Source organism: Bacillus sp. FSL K6-3200 (assembly GCF_038630485.1).
Taxonomy (GTDB): domain Bacteria; phylum Bacillota; class Bacilli; order Bacillales; family Bacillaceae; genus Bacillus; species Bacillus safensis.
Map to the genome: position 1 here is coordinate 2,568,619 of NZ_CP152032.1, position 25,220 is coordinate 2,593,838.

General features: G+C 41.8%; 24 protein-coding genes. 17 read left to right on the forward strand and 7 right to left on the reverse strand.

The features are described from left to right. Positions 1-68: 68 nt before the first annotated feature. The 3 genes from MHI60_RS13100 to MHI60_RS13110 form a co-directional block, all read right to left on the reverse strand. Complete coding sequence (locus MHI60_RS13100) at positions 69-1,124, reverse strand: fatty acid desaturase (RefSeq protein WP_144484941.1); 1,056 nt, start codon at positions 1,122-1,124, stop codon at positions 69-71. A 189-nt stretch (positions 1,125-1,313) separates the two neighbouring features. Then, positions 1,314-2,756, reverse strand: coding sequence for a DEAD/DEAH box helicase (locus tag MHI60_RS13105; RefSeq protein ID WP_144484939.1), 1,443 nt, complete (start codon positions 2,754-2,756; stop codon positions 1,314-1,316). Between the two features lie 125 nt (positions 2,757-2,881). After that, entirely contained in the window at positions 2,882-3,685 is an 804-nt protein-coding gene (locus MHI60_RS13110) for an NAD kinase (protein WP_024424814.1), read from the reverse strand. Positions 3,686-4,131: 446 nt separating this feature from the next. Here MHI60_RS13110 and sppA point away from each other — a divergent pair, with 446 nt between their 5' ends. From sppA to MHI60_RS13180, 14 genes are all read left to right on the forward strand, one after another. Continuing rightward, a complete protein-coding gene (gene sppA, locus MHI60_RS13115) occupies positions 4,132-5,133 on the forward strand; it encodes a signal peptide peptidase SppA (protein WP_144484937.1) in 1,002 nt (333 codons plus the stop codon). Positions 5,134-5,147: 14 nt separating this feature from the next. Continuing rightward, on the forward strand, positions 5,148-5,672 hold the full coding sequence (locus MHI60_RS13120; RefSeq protein ID WP_048239082.1) for an RDD family protein: 525 nt from the start codon (positions 5,148-5,150) through the stop codon (positions 5,670-5,672). A gap of 98 nt (positions 5,673-5,770) precedes the next feature. Then, positions 5,771-6,478, forward strand: a complete 708-nt coding sequence (locus MHI60_RS13125; protein ID WP_144471357.1) for a DUF2953 domain-containing protein — start codon at positions 5,771-5,773, stop codon at positions 6,476-6,478. A 14-nt stretch (positions 6,479-6,492) separates the two neighbouring features. Then, positions 6,493-6,945, forward strand: coding sequence for a GerW family sporulation protein (gene ytfJ / locus MHI60_RS13130; protein WP_007501733.1), 453 nt, complete (start codon positions 6,493-6,495; stop codon positions 6,943-6,945). Positions 6,946-7,057: 112 nt separating this feature from the next. Then, the gene (tpx, locus tag MHI60_RS13135) at positions 7,058-7,558 is read left to right on the forward strand and encodes a thiol peroxidase (protein ID WP_048239080.1); all 501 of its coding nucleotides are present in this window, start codon (positions 7,058-7,060) and stop codon (positions 7,556-7,558) included. 88 nt (positions 7,559-7,646) lie between these two features. Further along, positions 7,647-8,621, forward strand: a complete 975-nt coding sequence (locus MHI60_RS13140) for a class I SAM-dependent methyltransferase (RefSeq protein WP_095409269.1) — start codon at positions 7,647-7,649, stop codon at positions 8,619-8,621. A 412-nt stretch (positions 8,622-9,033) separates the two neighbouring features. Further along, entirely contained in the window at positions 9,034-10,218 is a 1,185-nt protein-coding gene (locus MHI60_RS13145; protein WP_007501728.1) for an acetate kinase, read from the forward strand. A gap of 105 nt (positions 10,219-10,323) precedes the next feature. Then, positions 10,324-10,839, forward strand: a complete 516-nt coding sequence (locus MHI60_RS13150) for a molybdenum cofactor biosynthesis protein B (protein ID WP_095409390.1) — start codon at positions 10,324-10,326, stop codon at positions 10,837-10,839. Between the two features lie 173 nt (positions 10,840-11,012). Then, a complete protein-coding gene (locus tag MHI60_RS13155) occupies positions 11,013-12,224 on the forward strand; it encodes an argininosuccinate synthase (protein ID WP_048239076.1) in 1,212 nt (403 codons plus the stop codon). Then, positions 12,221-13,594 carry an argininosuccinate lyase gene (argH, locus tag MHI60_RS13160; protein WP_144484935.1) on the forward strand — a complete coding sequence of 458 codons (1,374 nt, stop codon included), beginning with the start codon at positions 12,221-12,223 and terminating at the stop codon, positions 13,592-13,594. Before MHI60_RS13155 ends, argH begins: the two co-directional genes overlap by 4 nt. Positions 13,595-13,717: 123 nt before the next feature. Continuing rightward, positions 13,718-14,593, forward strand: coding sequence for a phosphotransferase (locus MHI60_RS13165; protein ID WP_144484933.1), 876 nt, complete (start codon positions 13,718-13,720; stop codon positions 14,591-14,593). 95 nt (positions 14,594-14,688) lie between these two features. Continuing rightward, positions 14,689-15,444, forward strand: a complete 756-nt coding sequence (locus MHI60_RS13170; protein WP_034279624.1) for an SDR family oxidoreductase — start codon at positions 14,689-14,691, stop codon at positions 15,442-15,444. A gap of 67 nt (positions 15,445-15,511) precedes the next feature. Continuing rightward, positions 15,512-16,195, forward strand: coding sequence for a metal-dependent hydrolase (locus MHI60_RS13175; protein WP_048239072.1), 684 nt, complete (start codon positions 15,512-15,514; stop codon positions 16,193-16,195). Positions 16,196-16,342: 147 nt separating this feature from the next. Continuing rightward, complete coding sequence (locus tag MHI60_RS13180) at positions 16,343-17,665, forward strand: CBS domain-containing protein (protein ID WP_034279630.1); 1,323 nt, start codon at positions 16,343-16,345, stop codon at positions 17,663-17,665. A gap of 36 nt (positions 17,666-17,701) precedes the next feature. Here MHI60_RS13180 and MHI60_RS13185 read toward each other — a convergent pair whose 3' ends face one another. Next, on the reverse strand, positions 17,702-18,004 hold the full coding sequence (locus MHI60_RS13185; RefSeq protein WP_003216665.1) for a YtpI family protein: 303 nt from the start codon (positions 18,002-18,004) through the stop codon (positions 17,702-17,704). 147 nt (positions 18,005-18,151) lie between these two features. On the opposite strand from MHI60_RS13185, the gene MHI60_RS13190 reads away from it, so the two are divergent. After that, the gene (locus MHI60_RS13190; protein ID WP_024424800.1) at positions 18,152-19,093 is read left to right on the forward strand and encodes a bifunctional oligoribonuclease/PAP phosphatase NrnA; all 942 of its coding nucleotides are present in this window, start codon (positions 18,152-18,154) and stop codon (positions 19,091-19,093) included. A gap of 51 nt (positions 19,094-19,144) precedes the next feature. On the opposite strand, the gene MHI60_RS13195 is transcribed toward MHI60_RS13190, so the two are convergent. The 3 genes from MHI60_RS13195 to MHI60_RS13205 all read right to left on the reverse strand — a co-directional run bounded on the left by MHI60_RS13195 (position 19,145) and on the right by MHI60_RS13205 (position 20,280). Further along, entirely contained in the window at positions 19,145-19,330 is a 186-nt protein-coding gene (locus MHI60_RS13195; RefSeq protein ID WP_003216400.1) for a hypothetical protein, read from the reverse strand. 108 nt (positions 19,331-19,438) lie between these two features. Further along, positions 19,439-19,942, reverse strand: coding sequence for a sporulation membrane protein YtrI (gene ytrI, locus MHI60_RS13200; protein ID WP_003216226.1), 504 nt, complete (start codon positions 19,940-19,942; stop codon positions 19,439-19,441). Continuing rightward, positions 19,939-20,280 carry a YtrH family sporulation protein gene (locus MHI60_RS13205; protein WP_024424798.1) on the reverse strand — a complete coding sequence of 114 codons (342 nt, stop codon included), beginning with the start codon at positions 20,278-20,280 and terminating at the stop codon, positions 19,939-19,941. Before MHI60_RS13205 ends, ytrI begins: the two co-directional genes overlap by 4 nt. A gap of 137 nt (positions 20,281-20,417) precedes the next feature. Between MHI60_RS13205 and dnaE the strand changes: the two genes are divergently transcribed. Further along, complete coding sequence (gene dnaE, locus MHI60_RS13210) at positions 20,418-23,753, forward strand: DNA polymerase III subunit alpha (RefSeq protein ID WP_144484931.1); 3,336 nt, start codon at positions 20,418-20,420, stop codon at positions 23,751-23,753. Between the two features lie 141 nt (positions 23,754-23,894). Further along, the gene (locus MHI60_RS13215) at positions 23,895-25,127 is read left to right on the forward strand and encodes a malic enzyme-like NAD(P)-binding protein (protein ID WP_095409263.1); all 1,233 of its coding nucleotides are present in this window, start codon (positions 23,895-23,897) and stop codon (positions 25,125-25,127) included. Positions 25,128-25,220: the final 93 nt, after the last annotated feature.

The window sequence follows — 25,220 nt, forward strand, 5'->3', positions numbered from 1 at the left end:
TTCAACTTATGGTTGCATCCTGTAAATGACAACAAGCTCCTTCTAGTGTAAGAAAGAGCTTGCACCAATTATGCATTTTTCTTTAGAATGTCTCCTTTAATGACAGGTGCGGGTAGCTTCTTAGATTGCCGTGCTTCTTTAAAGGTAACGAATGCTTTCGTTTCTTCATCCCAAAGTCTAAATTTCATTGACTCGATACTTGTTTTTAAAGTGATGGTTGGAACATTTTGAAGCGGCTCACTATGATCATGTGCATGCTCCAAATGATAATTCGGTACCCTCGGACTTAAATGATGGACATGGTGATAACCGATATTGCCTGTTAACCACTGAAGTAGTTTTGGCAATTTGTAAAAAGAACTGCCTTCTACAGCTGCCTGCACATAGTTCCAATGTTCATCTGCTTCAAAGTAAGAGTCCTCAAACGTATGCTGTACATAAAACAACCATACGCCGATAGATCCTGAGATCAGGAAGATCGGACCTTGAACAAGCAGGAATTCCTGCCAGCCAAAAAGAAGACATGTTGCGGCTGCTAACGCAATGATGCTCACGTTTGTGAAATACGTGTTCCAACGCTCTTTTTTACGAGCATTTTTGACGTTGAAACGGTTTTTTAAGAGAAAGACAAAGATCGGTCCCAAAATAAACATCACAAAAGGGTTACGATAAAATCTGTAGCGAAATTTCGTCCATGCTGATGCTTCTTGATATTCTTTGACTGTTAGGAGCCAAATGTCGCCAGTACCTCGTTTGTCTAAATTACTGCTTGTGGCATGGTGAATTGAATGATCTCGTTGCCATTGAAGATAAGGGAAAAGGGTGAGTACGCCCGTTAAAAAACCGAACAGGTGATTTAGCGGCTTCTGTTTAAAAAAGGATTGATGGCAGCAGTCGTGAAAAATAATAAAGACACGTACTAAAAACCCAGCTGCAATAACCGCAAAGAAGAGGGTTAAAAGGTAGGAGATATTCAGGCTATAATAGGCAAGAAACCAAAGCCCTAAAAATGGAATGAATGTATTAAAGAGTTGAATGATACTTTTTTTCGAATCAGCACCAGAGAATTGACCTACTTGTTTTCTTAAAGTGGCTTGCTGCTGTGTGTTTGTTGAAGTCGTCATGAACGTTCAAGTCCTTTCCGTTTCTTTCTACTTCAAAGTATAGAAGGAAAGGTGTCATGCTCATAGTAGCACCCATCATGTATTCAATATGACATTTGTCATGTTGGACGCAGGAAAGGCTGATGGGATCAAGGTTTGTGCGCTTATTACATCATAAATAAAAAAGTAAAGGCGCTGGGCCTTCACTTTTTAAGAACGTGCTTCATGTACTTTTAGCTGCTTGCCTTTAATGGTTGTGTGACGCATGGCATTCAGCACAAGAGGGCCTTTGCCGTTTAAAATATCTACATATGTTTTCGTGTCTTGAATCGTAATAATCCCAATGTCATCGAAGGCAACGCCTTCTATTTTGGCAATGGTCCCAACGAAATCAACAGCCCTCAGCTTCTTTTTCTTCCCGCCGTTAAAATAAAGCTTCATAATATCCTTTTCAACGCCTGCCTGTTTATTTTCCTTTTGAATCGGCGTTTCAATCTTTTCTTCAAAGCTTTCTACATGCTTCTCTGCTTCTTCCTTCGTTGGATAAGGCTGAGTTTGAAAATCTATGCCGGCATCCTGCTTTAATTCATCAATAAGCGGCTTTGCATTCTTTGTCATAAACGCAATTGTTTTTCCGCTTTTTCCGGCTCTGCCTGTTCTACCAGTTCGGTGAATATAGCGCTCTTTTTCATAAGGAAGATCATAATGAATCACATGTGTCATATCACTGACATCAATTCCGCGGGCTGCTATATCTGTTGCGATCAGATAACGGAATTCACCTTTTTTAAATTCATCCATTACATCAAAACGGTCTTCCTGTCTCATGCCTCCATGAATTTTGTCACAGGGCACATCCCATTCGTCCAGCTTCATCGTGAGTTCATTCACCCGGTCCTGTGTATTACAGAAAATAATGCAGCTATCTGGATTTTCAATGACGATCGTACGCTGAAGAAGGGTGAATTTCGATTCTTCTTCTGTTTCAATCACGGTGTGGGTGATTTGCTGTACAGACGTTTCTTCACGTGCGATCTCAATGACTTTGGGTGATTGTAAAAACTGTTCGCTCAATTTCTTCATGTCATCAGACATTGTCGCTGAAAACAGCATCGACATGCGCTTTGGCGGCAGATACTGAATAATAGAAGAGACTTGATCGATAAATCCCATGTTCAGCATTTCATCTGCTTCATCTAACACGAAAAATTTGAGATTTTCTAAAGAAAGGGTGCCTTTCTCAAGGTGATCCAAAATGCGGCCTGGTGTCCCGCACACAATATGGTTTTTCTGTGAAAGCTCTACTTTCTGGGCTTGAAAAGAGGCTTTTCCATAAATGGCTGCGGCTTTGATTCGTTTGAATCGCCCGAGGCTTGTGAGGTCTTGTTTGACCTGCATGGCGAGCTCTCGTGTTGGAACGAGGATGAGGGCTTGAGGTTTATTTTCAGCCCAATCAACCATTTCACAAATCGGCAGACCATAGGCTGCAGTCTTGCCGCTCCCAGTTTGAGATTTGACGATTAAATCCTGCTTTGAAAAAGCAACGGATAATGTCTCGTGCTGAACAGGTGTTGGTGTATGGAAGTGAAGCGCTTCAAGCGCTTGTTTCAATTCATCACTTAATGGATATTGATTAAAATGTTGTAATGTCATCGTGTTCTCCTTTTCGTACATTCATGTGACATCATACCATAACCATGACCGTGAATGAAAAGACATAAAAAAAAGCCCCATAAAGGAGCTTTCAGCGCGCGATAAATTCTCAACAATCTGACAGATTAAAGGAATCTGCGTTTTACTTTTTCCCAATAAGAGTTGTCTTTTAATTTGACCGTCTTAATCACTTTTCCTGAAAGGCCAATGTCAATTTGTTTGACGTGTTTTGTGCCGAGCGCTTCGTTATCAAGCCCGATAATTGGATGATCGTTTCCATCCTGCACTACCTTAAGCGTCAGCTTGCGGTCACTGCTTAAGATGAAAGGAGCGCCTAATGTACGGTACGAGTTATTATTCAGCGATGCAAGCTCAGTGACTTGCATACAAGGAAGCATTGGATCAACCACGGCGCCGCTCACCGATTTATTGTAGGCCGTTGAGCCAGTCGGAGTGGAAATAATCATGCCGTCGCCTCTAAAAGTTTCAAAGTGGAAATCATCTATATACACATCGATCACAAATGTTTTAATAATGCTGGAGCGGATCGACAGTTCATTTAAACAATGGAACTGGTTTGTGCTGTCAACGCTTACATCGATGATCGGATATTTTCTCACTTCAAGCTGTTCAGTGTTCATGGCATCAATCATTTTATCAAAATGCTCTAACGAGAAATCGCAGTATAGGTGCGTATTCTCTGATTTTGATACCCCTACATACAAGCAGTCATCCCGGAAGTTCGTTTTGCGGACTGCTTGAAGAAATGTGCCATCCCCGCCAATTGAAGCAATAATGTGGGCATCCTCTGCACGCTTGACGACGTGAAAGCCTTGGTCGGTAGCGAGCTTCTCGAGAGAAGAAATGTGTCCATCCAATTCATGATCTTTTTTGTAAAAGAAAAATACATTGCGACGATTGTCTGTCATTGACGTTCTCCCCTTTGCTGTCAAAAATAATTTCCAATAATAAAGGGCTTACATGAAAACCCTTGCTCACATTTTACACTTTTTTCATATGAAAGTAAAAACATTAGAGAGACACGCCTCATGATCGAATTTGCTTTTTGAGAAATGAGTCGATGTGAGTGATTTGAAATGGCTGGATCCTGAGCATAATTGAATAGCCGTTTTCTCGTGAAAGAATGGTTTAGGTGTTTCGTTGCGGTGAAGATCTAGCCTATTAGGTGCAGGGAGAGGATAAAAAAGCCAATTTTTCGTCATGCGTATGTCTAAGTAGACGATGTAAAGTTGATCGTTATTTAAGAGAGGTGCTATCATATGCCTACATGAAATGTAAAAAAACCACAATTCCTGTGAAACATTTCATGTGGGCATTCGTATGAATGAAGTGAGACAAAAAGGAGGAGAAAAAGATGAATGCGAAAAGATGGGTAGCGTTAATTATTGCACTTGGTGTTTTCGGATTTTCAATTGTGATTAGTGTCACGATGGCCTTGTTCGATAGCTTCAATGACAATAAAATGAGCTATCAATTCGGGGATGAAATAGAAGAAAAGGTATTAGAGAATGGCAGCGGTGCAGGCAAGATTGCTGTTCTTGAGATTAATGGAACCATTCAAGATAATGGCGGCGCATCGAGCCTATTAGGCGGAGAAGGTTATGATCATCGTGCCTTCCTCAAGGAACTAGATAAAGCAAAAGAGGATGCTTCTGTAAAAGGTGTACTGCTGCGCGTAAACTCTCCTGGCGGCGGTGTCTATGAAAGTGCTGAAATACATAAAAAATTAGAAGAAGTGAAAAAAGCGAAAAAGCCGATTTACGTATCTATGGGCTCAATGGCAGCTTCTGGCGGCTACTACGTGTCAACTCCAGCGAAGAAAATCTTTGCTTCACCTGAAACATTAACAGGATCGTTAGGTGTCATCATGCAAAGTTTGAATTATTCAAAGCTGGCAGATAATTTGGGCATTAAATATGAAACAATTAAGAGCGGGAAATTCAAAGACATCATGTCTCCAAATCGTGATATGACAAAAGATGAGCGCAACATCATGCAAAGCATGGTCGATAACTCTTATGAAGGATTTGTCAAAGTGATCTCTGAAGGACGAGGCATGTCAAAACAGAACGTCAAGAAAATTGCTGACGGCCGGGTATATGACGGAACACAGGCAAAATCGAACGGATTAGTCGATGAACTTGGGTATTATGAAGATGCACTAAAAGCGATGAAGAAAAATGAAAAAGGCTTAAAAGGAGCAACAGTGGTCAGCTATTCTCAAAGCTTTGGCTGGAATTCTCTCTTCAACATGAGTGCAAACAAGCTCTTTAAAAGCGAAATTGATTTTCTGAATTTAAAAGAAACACTGGCTGGCTCAAATGGGTCTAAACCGATGTATCTCTATTCAAAATAAAGGAGGGATCATAGATGGATTCTACATTCGATGAAGTAAGCGAAAGCCGCAGCCAAGAGGAAGAATCGAAGCCGGCCTTTGTGAAGCGCGCTTCAATTGAAGCACAGGCGTTTGCAGGTTTTTGGATTAGATTTTGGGCGTTTATTCTTGATTGGCTCGTCGTTTGGGGTGTAAACCATTTGACGGTTTCTCCCATCTTTAGTCTGTTCGGCTGGTCCAAAGGAGGGGGATGGTTTTCTCCATTTTCCGTCACAACGACGATTGTATTCCTCCTTTATTTCGCCATCATGACGAAAATCTTTCAACAAACACTTGGCAAGATGGTGTTTGGGATTAAAGTGGTCTCGCTACAGCCTGAGAAGAAGCTGGCATGGGATGTTATTTTCTTTAGAGAGATTGTGGGACGCTACATTAATACGATCTTTGTTCTCTATGCTATCGTTGGGTTCTCACCGAAAAAGCAAGGGGTTCATGACTACTTTGCCGATACGGCGGTCGTCCATGAACATTTATATGAAAAAACAGAATCAAATGTATAATCAGAGGAGTTTGGCCGGGTACCGGTCAAACTCTTTTTTGTTGATTGGGTATAAAATCCAGAATGAGAGCCATAATCGTAGGGGAAGCATCATTTGTTATGGAGGAAGTGAGCACAGTGCTTTACGTTTGGATCGCAGTGTTTTTGTTTCTTGTGATCTTGTTGATTTTCATGAAAGTAACCATTTCGCTGGACTATTCGCATACAAACGACAATGACCACATTGCACTGAAGGTCATCACCTTATATGGATTGGTCAGGCTCAAAAAAGAGATTCCGATGGTGAGGGTCAATCCAGAAGATCAAACGATTGATATTCGTGAAAAGAAAATGGAGAGCGCTAAAACGCCTGATCACGAAAAAGAATCGATGCATAAAAAAGTGGGAAAACGTGATATGAAGCAAATTATTCATCAAATGGAGCGCATCACAAAAGAGGTTGTCGATTTAAACCGGATCATGCGCAAGTTTTTCATTCACATAAGAGTTGTCTCGTTTCACTGGTCGACATGGATCGGCTTTCATGACGCCGCTTTAACAGGTGTAGCAGCCGGCGGTGTGTGGTCAGTTAAAGGAGCACTGCTTGCCTTTATGCAGGAGCATCTCACCTTTAAGCATAAACCGGTATATGAAGTCATTCCAGCCTTTCAGCACAACGTGTCACAGACTCAGTTTACATGTATAGCTTATTTTCGTATTGGACATGCTATGCTTGCAGCCATTCGTTTACTTGTCCATTGGTTAAAAGGGAGAAAGGCGAGAAAAAGTGCCTCTCTTCAAGCAACGAAGAATGAATCATCTGTTTAAGGAGGAACCCGAAAATGGCAGATCATCCAATCCAAGGTCTCATGAAGACAGCGATGGAAAACTTAAAAGAAATGATAGATGTGAATACAATCATCGGCGATCCAGTCGAAACCCCTGACGGCAGTGTCATCCTCACTGTGTCAAAGGTTGGTTTTGGATTTGCAGCCGGCGGCAGTGAATTTAACGGGAACCAAAAGAAAGAAAAACGTTCTGATGAACAGGAACGAAAAGAACCGAGACTCCCATTTGGCGGCGGTAGCGGGGGCGGGGTGTCGATTACACCAATCGCCTTCTTAATTGTAGGAACAAACGGAGTTCGAATGCTTCATTTGGATGAACACACACATCTGCTCGATAAAATATTGGATTCTGCTCCTCAAGCAATTGAACGTCTTCAGCACATGTTTAAGAAGGATGAGCGGGAGCACCGTCACAAAGAACGAAAACTAGATGACATAGACCTTTAAAAAGTTAGCTGCGCTGCAGTTAACTTTTTTTGCAAAATGGACGATTAGGCTTTGCAGTTTTTTGCTTTCTCTACTATGATAGAACCATACATTTGAAAAGGGAGGAATTGTTTTGGCATCGATCACATTTAAAGGAAGTTCTGTCACGCTTGTAGGAAATGAAGTAAAAGTAGGCGAGCAGGCTCCTGATTTTACGGTTTTAACGAACTCACTTGGAGAAGTTTCACTTTCTGATTTAGCAGGAAAAGTGACGATCATCTCAGTGATTCCTTCTATTGATACAGGTGTGTGTGACGCACAAACAAGACGTTTCAATGAAGAGGCAGCCGGTTTAGGTCCGGTCAATATTTATACGATTAGTGCAGACCTTCCATTTGCACAAGCACGCTGGTGCGGAGCAAACGGAATTGAAAATGTTGAAACATTATCTGATCACAGAGATATGTCATTTGGTGAAGCATTCGGAGTGTATATGAAAGAATTGCGTTTATTGGCGCGCGCAGTCTTCGTATTAGACCCTAACGGAAAAGTGGTTTACACTGAATACGTAAGTGAAGCAACGAATCACCCAAATTATGAAAAAGCCATTGAAGCTGCAAAATCACTGTTATAAAAGCAGCATCGACAAGAGCTCCGGCTTCAACCTGGGGCTCTTTTCAATGAGAACATATAGCTTTTAACAAAGCGAGGAGAGAAAAGCATTGCAGAAAGATCAAGTAAGTACTATTTTTGAACTGCTCGATACAGCTTCTATTCGATTGAAAAAGGAACAGAGCATTTCCTATATTGAAGCATTGGCTGAAGCAGGAGAAGCCTTTTTCCAAGCAAATGATCGAAACGGTTTATTAAAGGATTTAATAGAGAAAGCAGATTTTGCTTCTTATGATCATGAGCAGATTCGTAAAGCGTTTCAGCTCGCCGTATTGAAAGGTCAAAAGGATATTTCTCATCCAAATCGCCAGATGACACCAGATACGATTGGACTGTTTGTCAGCTATTTGGTGAATAAATTTTTAGAAGGTCAAAAAGAACTTGTTGTCTTTGATCCAGCAGCGGGAACAGGAAACTTACTGCTTGCTGTCTTAAACAATCTCACCGCAGAAACAAAGCGCGGTTTTGCGTCTGAAATTGATGATGTGCTCATTAAAATTGCTTGGGCTCAGGCGAATTTAGAAGAGAAAGAAGTCGAGCTTTTCCACCAGGACAGTCTTGAGCCGCTTCTGATCTCACCAGTGGATGTCACTGTATGCAGCCTCCCAGTCGGCTATTATCCAAATGATGAGCGTGCAGCGGACTTTGAATTAAAGGCAAAAGAAGGACATGCCTTTGCCCATTATTTATTCATTGAACAAAGTCTGCAATACACAAAAGAAGGCGGCTTCTTATTCTTCATCATTCCAAACGACTTGTTTGAAGGGAAAGAGAGCGTACAATTAAAGGATTTCATCAAAGATCATGCGTATATGAATGCTTTAATTCAGCTGCCAGTGTCCATGTTTAAGGACAAAAAACACGCCAAAAGCTTATTTGTGATGCAGAAGAAAAAAGAAGGGCTGGAAGCACCAAAACGGATGCTGTTTGCCAATCTGCCGTCTTTCTCTCAGAAGGAAGCAATGGTCGGTGTGATGAGAAAATTAGACCAATGGTTTATAGAAGAAAAAGAAACGAAAGAATAGCCAGAGTTATTTCTGGCTATTTCAGTGTGTAGACAAACCCTCGCATTCGCCCGCAGTTCTGCGCTCCGGTGCTCACGAATCCCAAATTCGCTCTGCTCCGGTGCTCGCCCTTCCTAGAGCTGCAAAGGTTTCCTATCACACTGAAAAGAAAACAAAGAGCTAAAATAAAAATCATTTTAGCTCTTTGTCAATAATCTGGATATTTTACTATTCAGAAAATAACGACTTATTCATGTAAGCGATAACAGTTTGAAGGTGCACTTGAAATGCAAAGTTTTCAATGTTTAAATGAAAAAGTCAGATATTTTTCGGACTTATCGTTAAACTATAAAAGACCCGTCAAACAGGTTGAATATAGCACCGGAAAAAACGTGAAACCTTATATAACAACTGAGTAAAAGGAGCGACAGTAATGTCCAAAATTATTGCAATCAACGCAGGAAGCTCATCTCTTAAATTCCAATTGTTCGACATGCCAGAAGAAACCGTTTTAACAAAAGGGCTTGTTGAAAGAATCGGAATGGACAACAGTATCTTCACGATTTCTGTAGATGGAGAAAAGAAAACAGAAGTGACAGATATTCCAGATCACGCAGTAGCGGTTAAAATGCTGCTTGAAAAACTAATTGAATTTAACATCATCAAAGACTTTAATGAAATTGATGGCGTAGGACACCGCGTCGTTCACGGCGGAGAGAAATTCAGCGATTCTGTTGTTTTAACAGATGAGGTCATCAATGACATTGATCAGCTTTCAGAGCTTGCACCACTTCACAACCCTGCAAACGTTGTAGGAATCAAAGCATTCAAACAAATTCTGCCTGACGTACCAGCGATTGCTGTGTTCGATACAGCATTCCACCAAACAATGCCAGAGCAGTCTTACCTATACAGCCTTCCGTACGACTACTACAAAAACTTTGGTATTCGTAAATACGGATTCCACGGGACAAGCCACAAGTTCGTAACAGAGCGTGCAGCAGAGTTATTAGGCCGTCCTCTAGAAGAGCTTCGTTTGATTTCTTGCCACCTTGGAAATGGTGCGAGTATCGCAGCAGTTGAAGGCGGAAAATCAATCGATACATCTATGGGCTTCACACCACTTGCTGGTGTTGCAATGGGTACACGTTCAGGTAACATTGACCCTGCCCTTATTCCATTCATTATGGAAAAAACAGGACATACTGCTGAAGAAGTGCTTTCTACTTTGAATAAGAAGAGTGGTCTTTTAGGTGTGTCTGGTCTGTCAAGTGACCTTCGTGATATCGAAGAAGCAACAGAAGAAGGAAACGACCGTGCAGAAGTCGCTCTTGATATTTTTGCGAGCCGTATTCACAAATACATCGGTTCTTATGCAGCAAGAATGAATGGCGTAGATGCGATCATCTTCACAGCTGGAATCGGTGAAAACAGTTCAGAAGTAAGAGCACGTGTACTTCGTGGACTAGAATTCATGGGCGTTTACTGGGATCCTTCCCTTAACAACATGAGAGGCGAAGAAGCATTCATCAGCTACCCGCACTCTCCTGTAAAAGTGATCGTCATCCCAACAAACGAAGAAGTAATGATTGCAAGAGACGTTATGCGTTTAGCGTAATCAAGTTAGAAAAGCTCTTTTCCTTATTGGAAAAGAGCTTTTTTCTGTTAAAAGCAGCATGCTATAATGTTGTCCAATACGAAGCAAAAGGGAGCGGTGCAAAAGATGAGCGTGACAGAACATAAACGTGAGGCGAAAGAGAGGCTTTATGTAAAAGTCATTACGGTCAGTGATACAAGAACGAAAGAAACAGACAAAAGCGGCCGTCTGATGATCGATTTGCTCAAAGAACAAGGACATCTTGTTCTTGCATACGATATCGTAAAAGATGATATTGGAGCCATTCAAGACGCTGTGCTGGAAGGAACAAGCGAACCGAAAATAGATGCGGTCTTGTTAAATGGCGGGACAGGAATTGCCGCAAGGGATGTGACCATTGAAGCCATCACCCCTCTTTTCTCCAAAGAGCTCCCTGGCTTTGGCGAAATCTTCCGCATGCTCAGTTATACAGAAGACATAGGTTCAGCCGCTATTTTGTCCCGGGCAACGGCAGGAGTCGTCAATCAAAAAGCTGTCTTTGCCACGCCGGGATCTACCGGAGCCGTTCGTTTAGCCATGACAAAACTTGTGATTCCAGAGCTTCCTCACGTCTTACGAGAGCTTGAAAAGGATCAAACATAGCCCAAAATGACTCTGCCAAGAAAATTTGGCAGAGTTTTTTTCATAAAGGGGTTGAAAAAACAATTTTTCCTTGTTACAGTGTATACATACTAAATGCATGTTTATAAATTAAAACTTATTTTTATGCAAAAAACATTCACAGAATCAAAACAAGCGAGAGGAGCTTTTCAATCATGTCACAAAATAAAAAAGTTGTATTAGCATATTCCGGAGGTCTTGATACCTCTGTTGCAGTTAAATGGTTACAAGAGCAAGGATACGAAGTCGTTGCTTGCTGCCTTGACGTAGGTGAAGGAAAAGACCTTGCATTCGTTCAACAGAAAGCACTTCAAGTTGGGGCGGTTCAATCATACATGATTGACGCAAAAGAAGAATTTGCTGAAGAGTTCGCACTCACTGCATTACAAGCACACACAATGTATGAAGGGAAATATCCACTAGTATCTGCACTATCCCGTCCGCTTATTGCAAAAAAATTAGTGGAAGTGGCAGAAAAAGAAAATGCAGTAGCCGTCGCTCATGGATGTACTGGAAAAGGGAACGACCAAGTTCGCTTTGAAGTATCCATTAAAGCATTAAATCCAGACCTAGAAGTTCTTGCACCAGTGCGTGAATGGAAATGGTCTCGTGATGAAGAAATCGAATATGCACAAAAACACGGTATTCCAATTCCGATTAACTTAGACAGCCCATATTCAATCGACCAAAATCTTTGGGGCAGAAGTAACGAATGTGGCATTTTAGAAGATCCTTGGGCTGCGCCGCCAGAAGGTGCATACGATCTGACAAATCCGCTTGAAAAAACACCTGACACACCAGAAATCATTGAAATCACGTTTGAAAAAGGAAAACCGACAGCGATTGACGGTATCCAGTATTCATTATCTGACCTCATCCTTCATTTAAATGAAGTTGCTGGTCAGCATGGTGTTGGCAGAATCGATCACGTTGAAAACCGTCTTGTCGGTATCAAATCTCGTGAAGTGTACGAGTGCCCAGGTGCTGTCACACTTCTTAAAGCACATAAAGAGCTTGAAGACTTAACGCTTGTCAAAGAAGTCGCACACTTTAAACCAATCGTTGAACAAAAAATGGCTGAATTAATATACAACGGTTTATGGTTCTCACCACTTAAAGAAGCACTAGATGCTTTCTTACAAGAAACACAGCAGAACGTAACAGGTGTTGTACGTGTGAAACTATTTAAAGGCCATGCCATTGTAGAAGGACGTAAATCACCGTATTCACTTTACGATGAAAATCTAGCAACTTATACAAAAGCAGATGAATTCGATCATGATGCAGCTGTAGGATTTATTAACCTTTGGGGCTTACCGACAAAAGTAAACAGCATCGTGAATAAAAAGGAGCAGGTTAAAGCATGAAAAAGCTTTGGGGAGGCCGATTTCAAAAAACACCTGAAAAATGGGTCGATGAGTTTGGCGCGTCCATTCATTTCGACAAACAATTAGTCAAAGAAGATCTGACCGGCTCCCTTGCTCATGCAAGTATGCTGAATAAATGCGGTATCCTCGATGATGAGGAAGCCGCTGCCATCAAAGACGGACTGAATACGCTCATGAAAAAGGCAGAGACGGATGAACTGGAATTCTCAGTGGATTATGAGGACATTCATTTAAACCTTGAAAAAATGCTCATTGATGAGATTGGTCCGCTTGGCGGCAAATTGCACACAGCGAGAAGCCGGAATGATCAAGTCGCAACCGATATGCACTTATATTTGAATAACCAAGTAGAGCATATTATTGAACTGATCTCTTCCTTTCAAACCGTGCTTGTAGAAAAGGCAGAACAGCACGTTGAAACCATTTTTCCAGGATATACACACCTGCAGCGTGCACAGCCTATTTCGTTTGCCCATCATATGCTCGCCTATTTCTGGATGCTTGAGCGTGACAAAGCGCGCTTTCAAGATTCATTGAAGCGAATTAACGTGTCTCCACTTGGATGCGGAGCGTTAGCAGGAACGACATTCCCGATTGATCGTGAATATACAGCAGAGCAGCTTGGCTTTGACCATGTTTACGAAAACAGCCTCGATGGTGTGAGTGACCGGGATTTCATTTTAGAGTTTTTGTCTAATAGCAGCCTTGTGATGATGCACCTCTCACGTTTTTGTGAGGAAATCATTTTATGGTGCTCGCAAGAATTCAAATTCATTGAACTCGATGATACGTATGCAACAGGCAGCAGCATGATGCCGCAGAAGAAAAACCCGGATATGGCTGAATTAATCCGCGGGAAAACAGGCCGTGTGTATGGCAACCTGATGGGGCTTCTCACGATTATGAAAGGCTTGCCGCTTACGTATAACAAAGACCTGCAAGAAGATAAAGAAGGCATGTTTGATACAGTGAAAACCATCGCTGGGAGCCTGCAAATCTTCACAGGTATGATCCAAACGATGACAGTGAACGAAGATGTCATGAAAAAGGCAACAAAAGAAGATTTCTCAAATGCGACAGAAGTGGCAGACTACCTTGCGAAAAAAGGCATGCCATTCCGTGAAGCACACGAAATCGTTGGCAAGCTTGTGTATACATGTATTCAAAAAGGTATCTATCTAAGTGATCTTCCTTTTGAAACATTCAAAGAAGCAAGCGATCTTTTTGAACAAGACATTTACACTGTTCTTGATCCATATGTTGCTGTTGAAAAAAGAACAAGTGCAGGCGGAACTGGATTCAAACAAATCCTGCTCGCTTTAGAAAAAGCAAAAGCCTGCCTAGCGTAATAACATTTCAAAAACCATTCGTTTATACGGATGGTTTTTTTGTCATGGAAAAAGGAGATTGATGATCATTGGAGAAAATGAAAGCATACCGTCGTCAAGCAGAAGAGGGAGTGACAGCAGACCATGAAGAAAACGCTTGAGGCTTTGTTTCATCAACCGATCGTATCAGTGAAAACGTTAGGAGAACAATATGATGGACGGGCTAATGACGTGTGGCTGATCTCCTTACAAGATAAAACGGAATATGTAGTCAAATCTCCTAAAACTGCAAGAGAAGAAAGTGAATTTGTGTCTGGGATCAAGATGATCTATGGAGTAGATGACCGTACTGTACAAGAGAATATCGATCAAATCAATCAAAAGCTGTCTCATACGAATTCCTTTCATATTCCAGAAGTTGTTCGTAAAGTGAAGAAGGCAGGGAGATATTTTTATGTAATGGAAAAAGTAGAAGGAACACCTTGTACATCTTTTGAGGGACGTTCATCAGCACATCTTCATTCATATCGTACTGACTTTTTTGGTGCAGTCTACGGAGCTGAAAAGAAGCATTTGAGAGAATTCCATGCTGTGTTAAAAAAGGCTGTATCCAAACTCATAGACCGATATTACGCGGATCAGCCTGAATTTCACTGTTATGCAGAAATTGTGCAGCAAAAGATTGAAAAGCTAAGGACTCCTGATTCAGCTAGTCTCATTTTAATTGATTTAGATCCGTCTCAATATATTGAAAAAGATGATCAAGTAGCGAGCTTAGTTGATACGGAATATGTCGTATTTGGACCAGCAGCGTTTGATTTTATTGCATTGGAATACCTTTTGACAAAAGAAGCTGCCCGCAATGTTCAATTGGGCTATGAAGAGATTTGCCCGCTTCCTCGTGATCTTCATGAGGTGAGAGAGTGCTATCGTTTTGTTTCTCTGCTGCTCGATATCCATGGCTCATGGGATTTGAAAAAGTGGATGAATCATCCTATACTGTTTGACTCATATCGATAAAGGGTTCATAAGTGCGCTAGATGCCGGTTTATAGTAAAGTAAAGATAACAAAAGAAACACGTGAACTTGCAACCTTTGCTTTAGGAGGAGATTGTGTGCGACACGCATTAATAACAGCGGGTTCTAAAGGGCTTGGCCGAAAAGTCACCGAGTCTTTACTGAATATGGGGTATTCTGTGACAGTGAATTATCGAAGTGATGATGAAGCTGTCCGGCAGATGAAAGAAGAATTACAGCAGTACGAAGATAAGCTTCAATTTGTCCAAGGTGATGTGACAAAAAAAGAAGATTTAAAAAACATGGTAGAGCTGGCAGCAGAGCGATTTGGGCGGATTGATGCCTTAATTAACAATGCTGGTCCTTATATTTTTGAACGAAAAAAACTAGCGGATTACTCTGAAGATGAATGGTATCAAATGATGGAAGGCAACCTATCAGCAGTATTCCATTTGTTCCGAATGGTCATCCCAATGATGAGAAAACAAGGCTTTGGCCGCATTATCACTTATGGCTTCCAAGGTGCAGACCATGCGCCAGGCTGGATGCACAGATCAGCCTTTGGAGCGGCAAAAGTGGGTCTTGCATCATTGACGAAAACCATTGCGATTGAAGAAGCCGAAAACGGCATCACAGCCAATATGGTGTGTCCAGGAAAAATCGTTGGAGACATGAAAGAATCGACCATAGAGGAAGCCCGTCAAATCAAAGACGATGAAACGCCGATAGGCAGGTCTGGCACTGGAGAGGATATAGGACGTATCATCTCATTTCTATGCGATGACCGTTCAGATCTCATTACAGGAACCGTCATTGAAGCAACAGGTGGTCTTAACGTGATTCACAGGCATTAAGTTTTTCAGCTTTTTATAGAGGGAATAAATGATATGAGATCAAAATTTGAAAGGTGGATATACTTACATGAAAGCTACATATCATGGACATTCAGTAGTACACATTGAAACAAACGGATACCATATTTGGATTGATCCATTTCTAAATGGAAATAAGCACACGGATATCAAACCGCAAGATGTGAAAGCGGATGTCATTTTACTGACACATGGGCATGGAGATCACATCGGCGACACCATTGAAATCGCTAAAAACAATGATGCACTTGTTGTCGCGCCTTTCGAACTTGCCACGTATTTAGGCTGGCAAGGGGTGAAAACGCACCCGCTTTCTATTGGAGGCGGACGTGAGTTTGAATTTGGTAAAGTGAAGCTCACGCAAGCGTTCCACGGTTCAGCTGTCATTGATGAAGAGGCACAGACGATTACGTATACAGGGATGCCATCAGGTATTTTATTTACCGCAGAGGGCAAAACCATTTATCATGCTGGAGACACTGCACTCTTTTCAGATATGAAACTGATTGGTGAGCTGAATCATATTGAGCTCGCATTCCTTCCGATTGGGGATAACTTCACGATGGGACCAGAGGATGCAAGAATCGCAGCAGAATGGCTGCGGGCAAAACAGGTCGTTCCGATTCACTACAGCACATTCCCGCCAATTGAACAGGATCCGCATGCATTTGCAGACAGCCTGCATGGCGGCGTCGGTCATGTGTTAAACAGCGGGGAATCAATCGAGATTTAATCCTCATATGAAAAAAGCTGGCACACAAATGCCGGCTTTTTTGTTTGCCTTCATCTGTCGAAAGAAAAGACAAATTGCTATTAAAAGCCTCCTGCCCTTATAATGAAACATAGATGAAAACGCTGAAAACAAAAAGGGTGAACGGGATTGGCGACAAAGCATGAGCAAATTTTATCGTATATTGATTCATTAGATGTCGGAGAGAAAATCTCTGTCCGGCGCATAGCGAAAGAAATGAAAGTGAGTGAAGGCACCGCTTACCGGGCCATCAAAGATGCTGAAAATAAAGGATTCGTCAGTACCATTGAACGAGTCGGCACCATTCGAATTGAACAAAAGAAAAAAGAAAATATTGAAAAACTGACATATGCTGAAGTGGTCAATGTCATTGATGGACAGGTTCTTGGAGGACGCGCCGGCTTACATAAAACTTTAAACAAATTTGTCATCGGAGCGATGGAGCTGGACGCAATGATGCGCTATACGGCTGCTGGCAACCTGCTCATCGTCGGAAACCGGATCAATGCCCACAGGCAGGCATTAGAGGCAGGGGCGGCTGTGCTGGTCACAGGCGGATTCTCCACAGATGATGAAATCATTCAGCTCGCAGATGAGCTAGAGCTGCCAATTTTATCGACAAGCTATGATACATTCACCGTAGCGGCCCTCATAAACAGAGCCATTTATGACCAATTAATTAAAAAAGAGATTGTGCTGGTGGAAGATATTTTAACACCGATAGAACGGACGGTGTATTTATCACCAGAGGATAAGCTTGAAAAATGGTATGAAAAGAATTATGAAACGGGCCACGGCCGTTTCCCGGTCGCAGATGATCAAATGAAGATTCACGGAATTCTCACCTCAAAGGATATTGCGGGGCATGACCGCTCCACACCGATTGAAAAAGTGATGACGAAAAATCCGCTGACAGTTATTGGCAAGACATCTGTCGCCTCAGCTGCACAAATGATGGTATGGGAAGGCATTGAGGTGCTGCCAGTTGTGGATGATCATGCGAAGCTGATTGGTATGATCAGCCGTCAGGATGTCCTCAAGGCACTCCAAATGATTCAAAAGCAGCCACAGGTCGGAGAAAAGCTGGATGATGTTGTCTCAAGAGGGTTTAAAGAAACCGATACAGAGAAACCAAAAGCAGATGCGGTTTATCAATACGAGGTCACCCCGCAAATGACGAACCAGCTTGGAAACATTTCATATGGGGTGTTCACACAAATTTTAATCGAATCAGCCAACCGCTTCTTAAAATCTCATAAAAAGGGCGAACTGATCGTTGAGAGTCTCTCTGTCTACTTTTTAAAACCGGTCCAAATGGAATCCACAATCCAGATCAAGCCAAATATTTTAGAAGTAGGACGCAAGTTTGGAAAGCTGGAAGTCGAGGTGTACCATCAATCGAATATCGTAGGTAAAGCGATGCTGATGGTGCAGCTGATGGAGAGGGGATAATGATAAAAGGGCGAACTCATGTCGCCCCTTTCCTTATTACGCGTGATCTTTTTCGCCTTCCTTTAAAAAGAGCGGAAGATAATGCTTGTAGGCTTTATACCCAGCCCACGTACTGCCGATACCGACAGCAACAAAAATAAATCCGATGACAAATGCGAGTGACGAGCGGTTTAAAAATAATTGATTCACACCGAAGAGCAGGACAAAGCAGCCAAGGGCCATACTGGATTTCGCCGACCAGAATTTTTTCTCGACTGGCCGGTTCGTACGGACATTTTTTGCTTTGTAGTATAAATAAAACATGGCAGAACAAATAATAAACACAATCAAAACAAGCATGTGCCAAGCCTCCATTGTAAGTGGTTACAACCCTATTTTAAACGTAAATAGGCTTGCTTACTAGAATAAATTGTCTATTCCTCACTTTTCCGTCACGATAGATTATGATTTAATAATAAAAAGAGTATCGCATGAGAAGGAGTTTTTATGAAAAAAGAACTGATTAGAACCATATCATTATATGACACCATCATCATCCATAGACATGTAAGACCAGATCCTGACGCGTATGGATCGCAGTGCGGCCTTACGGAAATCTTGCGTGCCACCTATCCAGAAAAAAATATTTATGCGACAGGAACGCCTGAGCCATCCCTTTCATTTTTATATGAACTTGATGAGGTACCAGACGACGTGTATAAAGGAGCCCTTGTCATTGTCTGTGATACGGCCAATCAAGCAAGAATCGATGATCAGCGCTATTTAATGGGCGATAAGCTGATGAAAATCGATCATCACCCGAATGAAGATCCTTATGGTGATTTGCTTTGGGTGGATACAGAGGCAAGCTCTGTGAGCGAGATGATTTATGAATTGTACTTAGAGGGGAAAGAAGAAGGATATCAGCTGAATACAAAGGCGGCTGAATTGATCTATGCCGGCATTGTAGGAGATACAGGCCGCTTCCTTTTCCCAAACACAACGAAAAAGACACTCAAATATGCAGGGGAACTCATCGAATATCCATTTTCATCTTCAGATCTTTTCAATCAATTGTATGAGACAGATTTGAATGTCGTGAAATTAAATGGCTATATTTTTCAACATATTTCTTTGTCAGAGAACGGAGTTGCATCTGTTTTCATTAAGCGTGAAATTTTGGAATCGTTCCAAACAACAGCGCAGCAGGCCTCACAGCTTGTTGGGACATTAGGAAATATTGCAGGAATTAAGGCATGGGTCTTTTTTGTGGAAGAAAATGATCAGATTCGTGTGAGATTCCGCTCTAAAGGTGTCGTCATTAACACGATTGCGAAAAAATATCATGGCGGCGGCCACCCGCTTGCAGCCGGTGCGTCCATTTATGATTGGGCAGTAGCAGATGAGATTTTGCGTGATTTAGAAGAAGTATGTAAATCATCATCATAAGAGAGGAGGGATAGTAAGTCCCTTCTCTCTTTTTTGTCATGGAGAAAAGGGTTACTTGCATACAGGGATAAACCAGCAGCCGATGTCTGTTGAATCTTCATAGGCTTGGAGATTTTGATGCTTTAATTCTTTTTTAATTAAATGAGCCATCATTTCTGTCTCAGCATAAGCACACATGCCGTCTTTGATTCGGCTTGCTTTGTCTCGTGCCATTTGACGATAGCTGTAAACCTCCATTGTCCTCACCTCTTTCTATTTAAGATCTCGTTCTACTTTTAGTGTATAAAAATGAAGCGTGAAAAGCGATCATTGAAGGCAGAAATTCATAAAAATTCCACAACCTCTTTATTCAGCAAATGAAATACGTACTTCAAGCGAAAGCTTCGTATAAATTGTCAGCTCTGTCACTTTCGCGCGATATGCCTTTTCCCGAATGGTATATTCTTTATTTTCTACTGTCCGTTTTAGTAATTCCTTTGTTTTATAAACACTTTCAATATCCTTTGTAATGACTTCTGAGATATCCTCCTTGACCTGATCTTCAAACTTTAGCGTATCTGGCTCTGGGATTTTATATTGCTCACGATTCACGAGATGAACATCTACGCTTTGGATCAGCAGCCGCTTCTTATTATCCTCATTTAACTTATGCAAATCTTCCCGATAGAGTGTGATTTGTTCTTTCAGACTGTCCATATGATGCTGCTGGCTTCTCAGCAGTGTGACTTGCTTTTCCTGAAAGGTTCCGTATGTAAAGAGAAAAATAAGCCAGCTTACAATCGCACCAAACATCATTCCCGCAAAAAAACGCTGCCAGCCTGGGCGTTTATACAGCTCCGGCACCCTCATGATGACACATGCTCCTGGGTGAGCCACGTAATAATGAGATACCCCGTTTGTGCACCGCCCATGGCAGAGATAATTAATAAAATCTGCTTGAAAATATCACGTGTGTTTCCTTCGAAAATGCCTCGTTCAAAGCTATAAACAGCATCAAATGTTCCGCCGATAGCGGCGACAAGCGCCCAAATTTTCAAACGGTTGGCAAGACTAGTAATAATGGATAAAGGCGGCTGACCAGATAAATACGCACCAACACCGCCTATGATAGCACCACCCAAAATGACCCCAAGGGCGATAAAATAACAGCTGATAAAATTCGGAATAAAAGCTTCCTTCACATCCATTTTGTCCACCTCACTCTATTCAATATATGGTGTGTGCTGGACAAGTATGAACGGAGAGAAAAGAAAGAACATTTGTTTCTCACCGCATCGCGTTTTATAATGAAAGAATGACTTTAGACGAAAGGAGTGGATTAAGCATGTCTTATGTTCATCTTCAGGTCCACAGTGGATACAGTTTGTTAAGCAGTGCAGCTAAAGTAAAGGAGCTTGTGCTGAAAGCAAAAGAACTTGGCTGCAAGGCGCTCGCTCTTACCGATGACCATGTGATGTATGGAACGGTTGAATTTTATAAGGAATGTAAAAAACATGGCATCAAGCCGGTTATCGGTTTAACTGCTTCTGTCTTCGTAGATGAACAAGAGACAGAGGCTTATCCCTTGGTACTCCTTGCAAAAAACAATGAAGGCTATCAAAACCTGATCAAAATCAGCAGTGTGCTGAAATCAAAATCAAAAGCCGGACTGAAAGAAAAATGGCTCAAAAGCTATCATCGCGGGCTCATTGCCATTACACCAGGCGCATCTGGGTATATTGAAACGCTTTTGCGGCATGATCAGGTAGAAGAAGCACGTGAAGCCGCCAAACAATTGAAGCATATATTCGGCGAGGGACATGTGTATATCGCACTTCAGCCATTTCAGCAGGACGAATCGCTCACTGGCAAACTGCGGGACGTCTCACAAAGTGCAGACATTCCTCTTGTTGCGACGGGTGATGTTCACTATATCAATCGAGAAGACAAAATGGCTTATACGTGTTTAAAGGCCATTAAAGCGGGAGAACAGCTTTCAGAGATAGAGGAAGACCGAGGAGAAAAGCATTTCAGATCCTTTGAAGAAATGTTGGAATGGTATAGAGATGATCGAGAGCTGCTGACAAGAACGGTGGAGATTGCAGACCGCTGTGAAGTCGATTTAAATCTTGGTCAGACAAAACTCCCATCCTATCCAACTCCTGATCAATCAACAGCAGATCAGTTTTTACGCAGAGTGTGTGCAGAAGGGATGAAGCAAAGAAAGATTGCTTCAAATGACATGTATGTCAAAAGGCTTGAATATGAGCTAAGCATTATCCAAAAAATGAATTTCAGTGATTATTTTCTCATTGTGTGGGATTTTATGAAGTATGCGCATGACAAAGGAATTGTCACAGGCCCTGGACGGGGATCAGCAGCGGGTTCACTTGTTGCATATGTTCTGTTTATTACCGATGTCGATCCGATCCGTCACGGTCTTTTATTTGAGCGCTTCTTAAATCCAGAGCGAATCAGCATGCCAGATATTGATATTGATTTCCCCGACACGAGAAGAGATGAAATCATTTCTTATGTAAAAGACAAATACGGAGACATGCATGTAGCGCAAATTGTCACGTTTGGAACACTTGCAGCAAAGGCTGCTTTAAGGGATGTTGGACGTGTGATGGGAATTGATTCAAAGGCAGCGGACCGTCTTGCCAAGCTGATTCCATCAAAGCCAGGAACGACGCTGAAAGAAGCGGTGACTGCATCTTCTGAATTAAAAACGATGCTTCAGCAATCCGAAGAGCTTCGAAAGGTCTTCCAAACTGCTTTAAAGGTAGAAGGCTTGCCAAGACACACCTCGACACATGCAGCTGGCGTTGTGCTGAGCGAGGAGCCGCTGACAGAGGTCGTTCCAATTCAAGACGGCCATGAAGGTGTGTATTTAACGCAGTATGCCATGAATTATTTAGAAGATCTCGGACTTTTAAAGATGGATTTCTTAGGGCTCAGAAACTTAACATTAATTGAATCCATTAAAAACCAGATTGAAAGACAGGAAAACGTCCACATTAACTTTAGTGACATTTCATATGAAGATCAGAAAACGTTTGAATTGTTATCTGCGGGAGATACAACTGGGATATTCCAGCTTGAATCACAGGGGATGCGTCAGGTGCTGAGACGGCTGAAGCCGTCTAGTTTAGAAGATATCGTGGCGGTCAATGCCCTCTATCGTCCAGGTCCAATGGAAAATATCCCGCTTTTTATCGACCGAAAGCATGGCAGAGTCAAGGTCTCTTATCCTCATCCTGATTTGTATGACATATTAAAGGATACATATGGCGTCATCGTCTATCAGGAGCAGATCATGCTGATTGCAGCGAAGATGGCTGGATTTCAGCTGGGCGAGGCAGATTTATTAAGAAGAGCTGTTTCGAAGAAGGATAAAAAGGTCCTTGATGAAGAGCGAAGCCATTTTGTTGAAGGATGCCTAAAAAAGGAGTATCCTGTTAACATTGCAAATGACGTTTATGACTTAATCGTCAAATTTGCAAACTATGGTTTTAATAGAAGCCATGCTGTTGCATATAGCATGATTGGCTTTCAGCTTGCTTATTTAAAAGCGCATTATCCGTTATATTTTATGTGCGGTCTTTTAACGAGTGTAATTGGAAATGAAGACAAAATTGCTCAATATTTCTATGAGGCGAAGGAAAAAGGGATATCTGTGTTGAAGCCTTCTATTAATAAGAGTGAATTTCCATTTACGGTTGAAAAAGGGGAGATCCGCTACAGCTTAAGAGCGATTAAAAATGTCGGAGTGTCAGCTGTAAAGGATATATACAGAGCAAGACAGGAAAAGCCGTTTGAAGATTTATTTGATTTTTGCGCAAGAGTATCACCAAAGAGTGTCAACCGAAAAACGATTGAAGCGCTCATTTTTTCAGGGGCGATGGATGAATTTTATCCCAATCGTGCTTCGTTATTAGCATCGATAGATATTGCGTTAGATCACGTGTCATTTTTAAATCCAGAGGATCAGCTGGACTTTCTTGGGGATACAACCTTCTCCATTAAGCCAAAATATGCGGAGATAGAAGAAATGCCGCTTGTTGACCTCCTGCAATTTGAAAAAGAGGCACTCGGGTTATATTTATCAAATCACCCAGTACAAGCGTACCGAGACCGCTTAAGAGAGAATGGTGCAGTGGAAATCATCAGACTTTCTTCCTATATAAAGCGAAAAATCTCAATGGGTGGTCTTTTGACAAAAGTGAAATCGATTCGGACAAAAAATGGACAATCGATGGCATTTGTTACATTTGGGGATGAAACGGGAGAAATGGAAGGCGTCGTCTTTCCAGAGCAATTTAGAAAGCTGTCCCCTTTACTTGAGGAGGGCACCATGCTTTATGTTGAAGGCAGAGTAGATGTCAGAAATGACAGCAGCCAAATCATCGTGCAAGAAGCTGCTTTGCTTGAAGAGATGGACACAAAGAGAAAAGAGTCTGTCTATATTCGGGTGAAAGAAGAGAATCATTCGCAGGAGCTGTTAGAGCAAGTAAAACGAGTCCTCTCGATGCACAGCGGAGAAGCAGATGTCTATTTGTATTATGAGAAGCAAAAAAAGACGATGAGACTTCCAGATGCATACAAAGTTCATGCAGATCATGCTGTGATTTTCCAGTTAAAAGAGTTGCTCGGTGAACAAAACGTTGTGATTAAATGATGACAAATCGCCTGAATATGTTTTACAAATTCACCTATTGTGTTATCATTTTAAAGATTCTGTGTATTTAAAACTGCCAGTATGTGCTTATCAACTTAGCAAATCATTAAATCATTTTCCACTTGAAGGAGTGTTCATCACATGTCATTAAGAGAAGAAGCATTACATATGCACAAAGAGAATCAAGGCAAACTCGAATCAAAATCAAAAGTACAAGTGAAAAATGCGAAAGACTTGAGCTTGGCTTATTCACCTGGTGTTGCAGAACCATGTAAAGAAATTTATGACGACACAAGCAAAGTGTATGATTATACAATGAAAGGCAATATGGTCGCTGTTGTCACAGACGGAAGCGCTGTTTTAGGGCTTGGAAATATTGGCGCAGAAGCATCTCTTCCAGTAATGGAAGGGAAAGCTGTATTATTCAAAAGCTTTGCAGGCGTAGATGCCTTCCCAATCGCGCTTGCAACGAACGATGTAGACAAAATCGTTGAAACAGTGAAGCTTCTTGAGCCGACTTTTGGCGGTGTAAACCTTGAAGATATTGCAGCTCCTAACTGCTTTATCATCGAAGAGCGCTTGAAAAAAGAGACAAACATTCCAGTTTTCCACGATGATCAGCACGGAACAGCGATTGTGACAGTAGCAGGACTTGTGAATGCACTGAAGCTTTCTGGAAAATCTATGTCTTCAATCAAAGTAGTGGCAAACGGCGCCGGAGCAGCAGGAATTGCGATTATCAAGCTTCTTTATCATTTCGGTGTACGTGATATCATTATGTGTGATACGAAAGGCGCAATTTATGAAGGCCGTCCGAACGGTATGAATGCAGTGAAAAACGAAGTGGCTAAATTCACGAACCAAGACCGCAAAGAAGGTTCATTAGAAGAAGTCATTGAAGGTGCAGACGTCTTTATCGGGGTTTCAGTAGCAGGCGCTTTAACAAAAGAAATGGTTGGAAAAATGGCAAAAGACCCTGTCATCTTTGCTATGGCTAATCCAAATCCAGAGATCATGCCAGAAGATGCACATGCAGCAGGTGCAAGTGTTGTAGGAACTGGCCGTTCTGACTTCCCGAACCAAGTGAACAACGTACTGGCATTCCCAGGAATTTTCCGCGGAGCATTAGATGTACGTGCAACTCACATTAACGAAGAAATGAAAATCGCAGCTGTTGAAGCGATTGCTTCTCTTGTTTCAGAGGAAGAATTGTCAGCTGAATATGTCATCCCTGCACCATTTGATGCACGCGTTGCACCAGCGGTGGCAAAAGCGGTAGCAAAAGCAGCAATGGAAACTGGCGTTGCAAGAATCAAAGTCGACCCAGAAGCTGTCGCTGAAAAAACAAGAAAATTAACGATTATCGGCGAATAATCAACTGGAAAAGTGTGCACGTTCTTTCTGAAATTGGAGGAAAAACGTGCACCATTTCCTCTCTAACGCGAAAATTTTTTCATCCGGAATGAG

Excerpts from the sequence above, each read along its gene's own strand:
- sppA (WP_144484937.1), top strand. The coding sequence starts at position 4,132 with ATGAATGCGAAAAGATGGGTAGCGTTAATTATTGCACTTGGTGTTTTC.
- MHI60_RS13175 (WP_048239072.1), top strand. The coding sequence starts at position 15,512 with ATGAAAGCTACATATCATGGACATTCAGTAGTACACATTGAAACAAAC.
- dnaE (WP_144484931.1), top strand. The coding sequence starts at position 20,418 with ATGTCTTATGTTCATCTTCAGGTCCACAGTGGATACAGTTTGTTAAGC.
- MHI60_RS13205 (WP_024424798.1), bottom strand. The coding sequence starts at position 20,280 with ATGGATGTGAAGGAAGCTTTTATTCCGAATTTTATCAGCTGTTATTTT.
- MHI60_RS13145 (WP_007501728.1), top strand. The coding sequence starts at position 9,034 with ATGTCCAAAATTATTGCAATCAACGCAGGAAGCTCATCTCTTAAATTC.
- MHI60_RS13125 (WP_144471357.1), top strand. The coding sequence starts at position 5,771 with ATGGAGGAAGTGAGCACAGTGCTTTACGTTTGGATCGCAGTGTTTTTG.
- MHI60_RS13215 (WP_095409263.1), top strand. The coding sequence starts at position 23,895 with ATGTCATTAAGAGAAGAAGCATTACATATGCACAAAGAGAATCAAGGC.
- MHI60_RS13190 (WP_024424800.1), top strand. The coding sequence starts at position 18,152 with ATGAAAAAAGAACTGATTAGAACCATATCATTATATGACACCATCATC.
- MHI60_RS13100 (WP_144484941.1), bottom strand. The coding sequence starts at position 1,124 with ATGACGACTTCAACAAACACACAGCAGCAAGCCACTTTAAGAAAACAA.
- argH (WP_144484935.1), top strand. The coding sequence starts at position 12,221 with ATGAAAAAGCTTTGGGGAGGCCGATTTCAAAAAACACCTGAAAAATGG.
- MHI60_RS13185 (WP_003216665.1), bottom strand. The coding sequence starts at position 18,004 with ATGCTTGTTTTGATTGTGTTTATTATTTGTTCTGCCATGTTTTATTTA.
- MHI60_RS13155 (WP_048239076.1), top strand. The coding sequence starts at position 11,013 with ATGTCACAAAATAAAAAAGTTGTATTAGCATATTCCGGAGGTCTTGAT.
- ytfJ (WP_007501733.1), top strand. The coding sequence starts at position 6,493 with ATGGCAGATCATCCAATCCAAGGTCTCATGAAGACAGCGATGGAAAAC.
- MHI60_RS13195 (WP_003216400.1), bottom strand. The coding sequence starts at position 19,330 with ATGGAGGTTTACAGCTATCGTCAAATGGCACGAGACAAAGCAAGCCGA.
- MHI60_RS13110 (WP_024424814.1), bottom strand. The coding sequence starts at position 3,685 with ATGACAGACAATCGTCGCAATGTATTTTTCTTTTACAAAAAAGATCAT.
- MHI60_RS13150 (WP_095409390.1), top strand. The coding sequence starts at position 10,324 with ATGAGCGTGACAGAACATAAACGTGAGGCGAAAGAGAGGCTTTATGTA.
- MHI60_RS13105 (WP_144484939.1), bottom strand. The coding sequence starts at position 2,756 with ATGACATTACAACATTTTAATCAATATCCATTAAGTGATGAATTGAAA.
- MHI60_RS13165 (WP_144484933.1), top strand. The coding sequence starts at position 13,718 with ATGAAGAAAACGCTTGAGGCTTTGTTTCATCAACCGATCGTATCAGTG.
- MHI60_RS13120 (WP_048239082.1), top strand. The coding sequence starts at position 5,148 with ATGGATTCTACATTCGATGAAGTAAGCGAAAGCCGCAGCCAAGAGGAA.
- ytrI (WP_003216226.1), bottom strand. The coding sequence starts at position 19,942 with ATGAGGGTGCCGGAGCTGTATAAACGCCCAGGCTGGCAGCGTTTTTTT.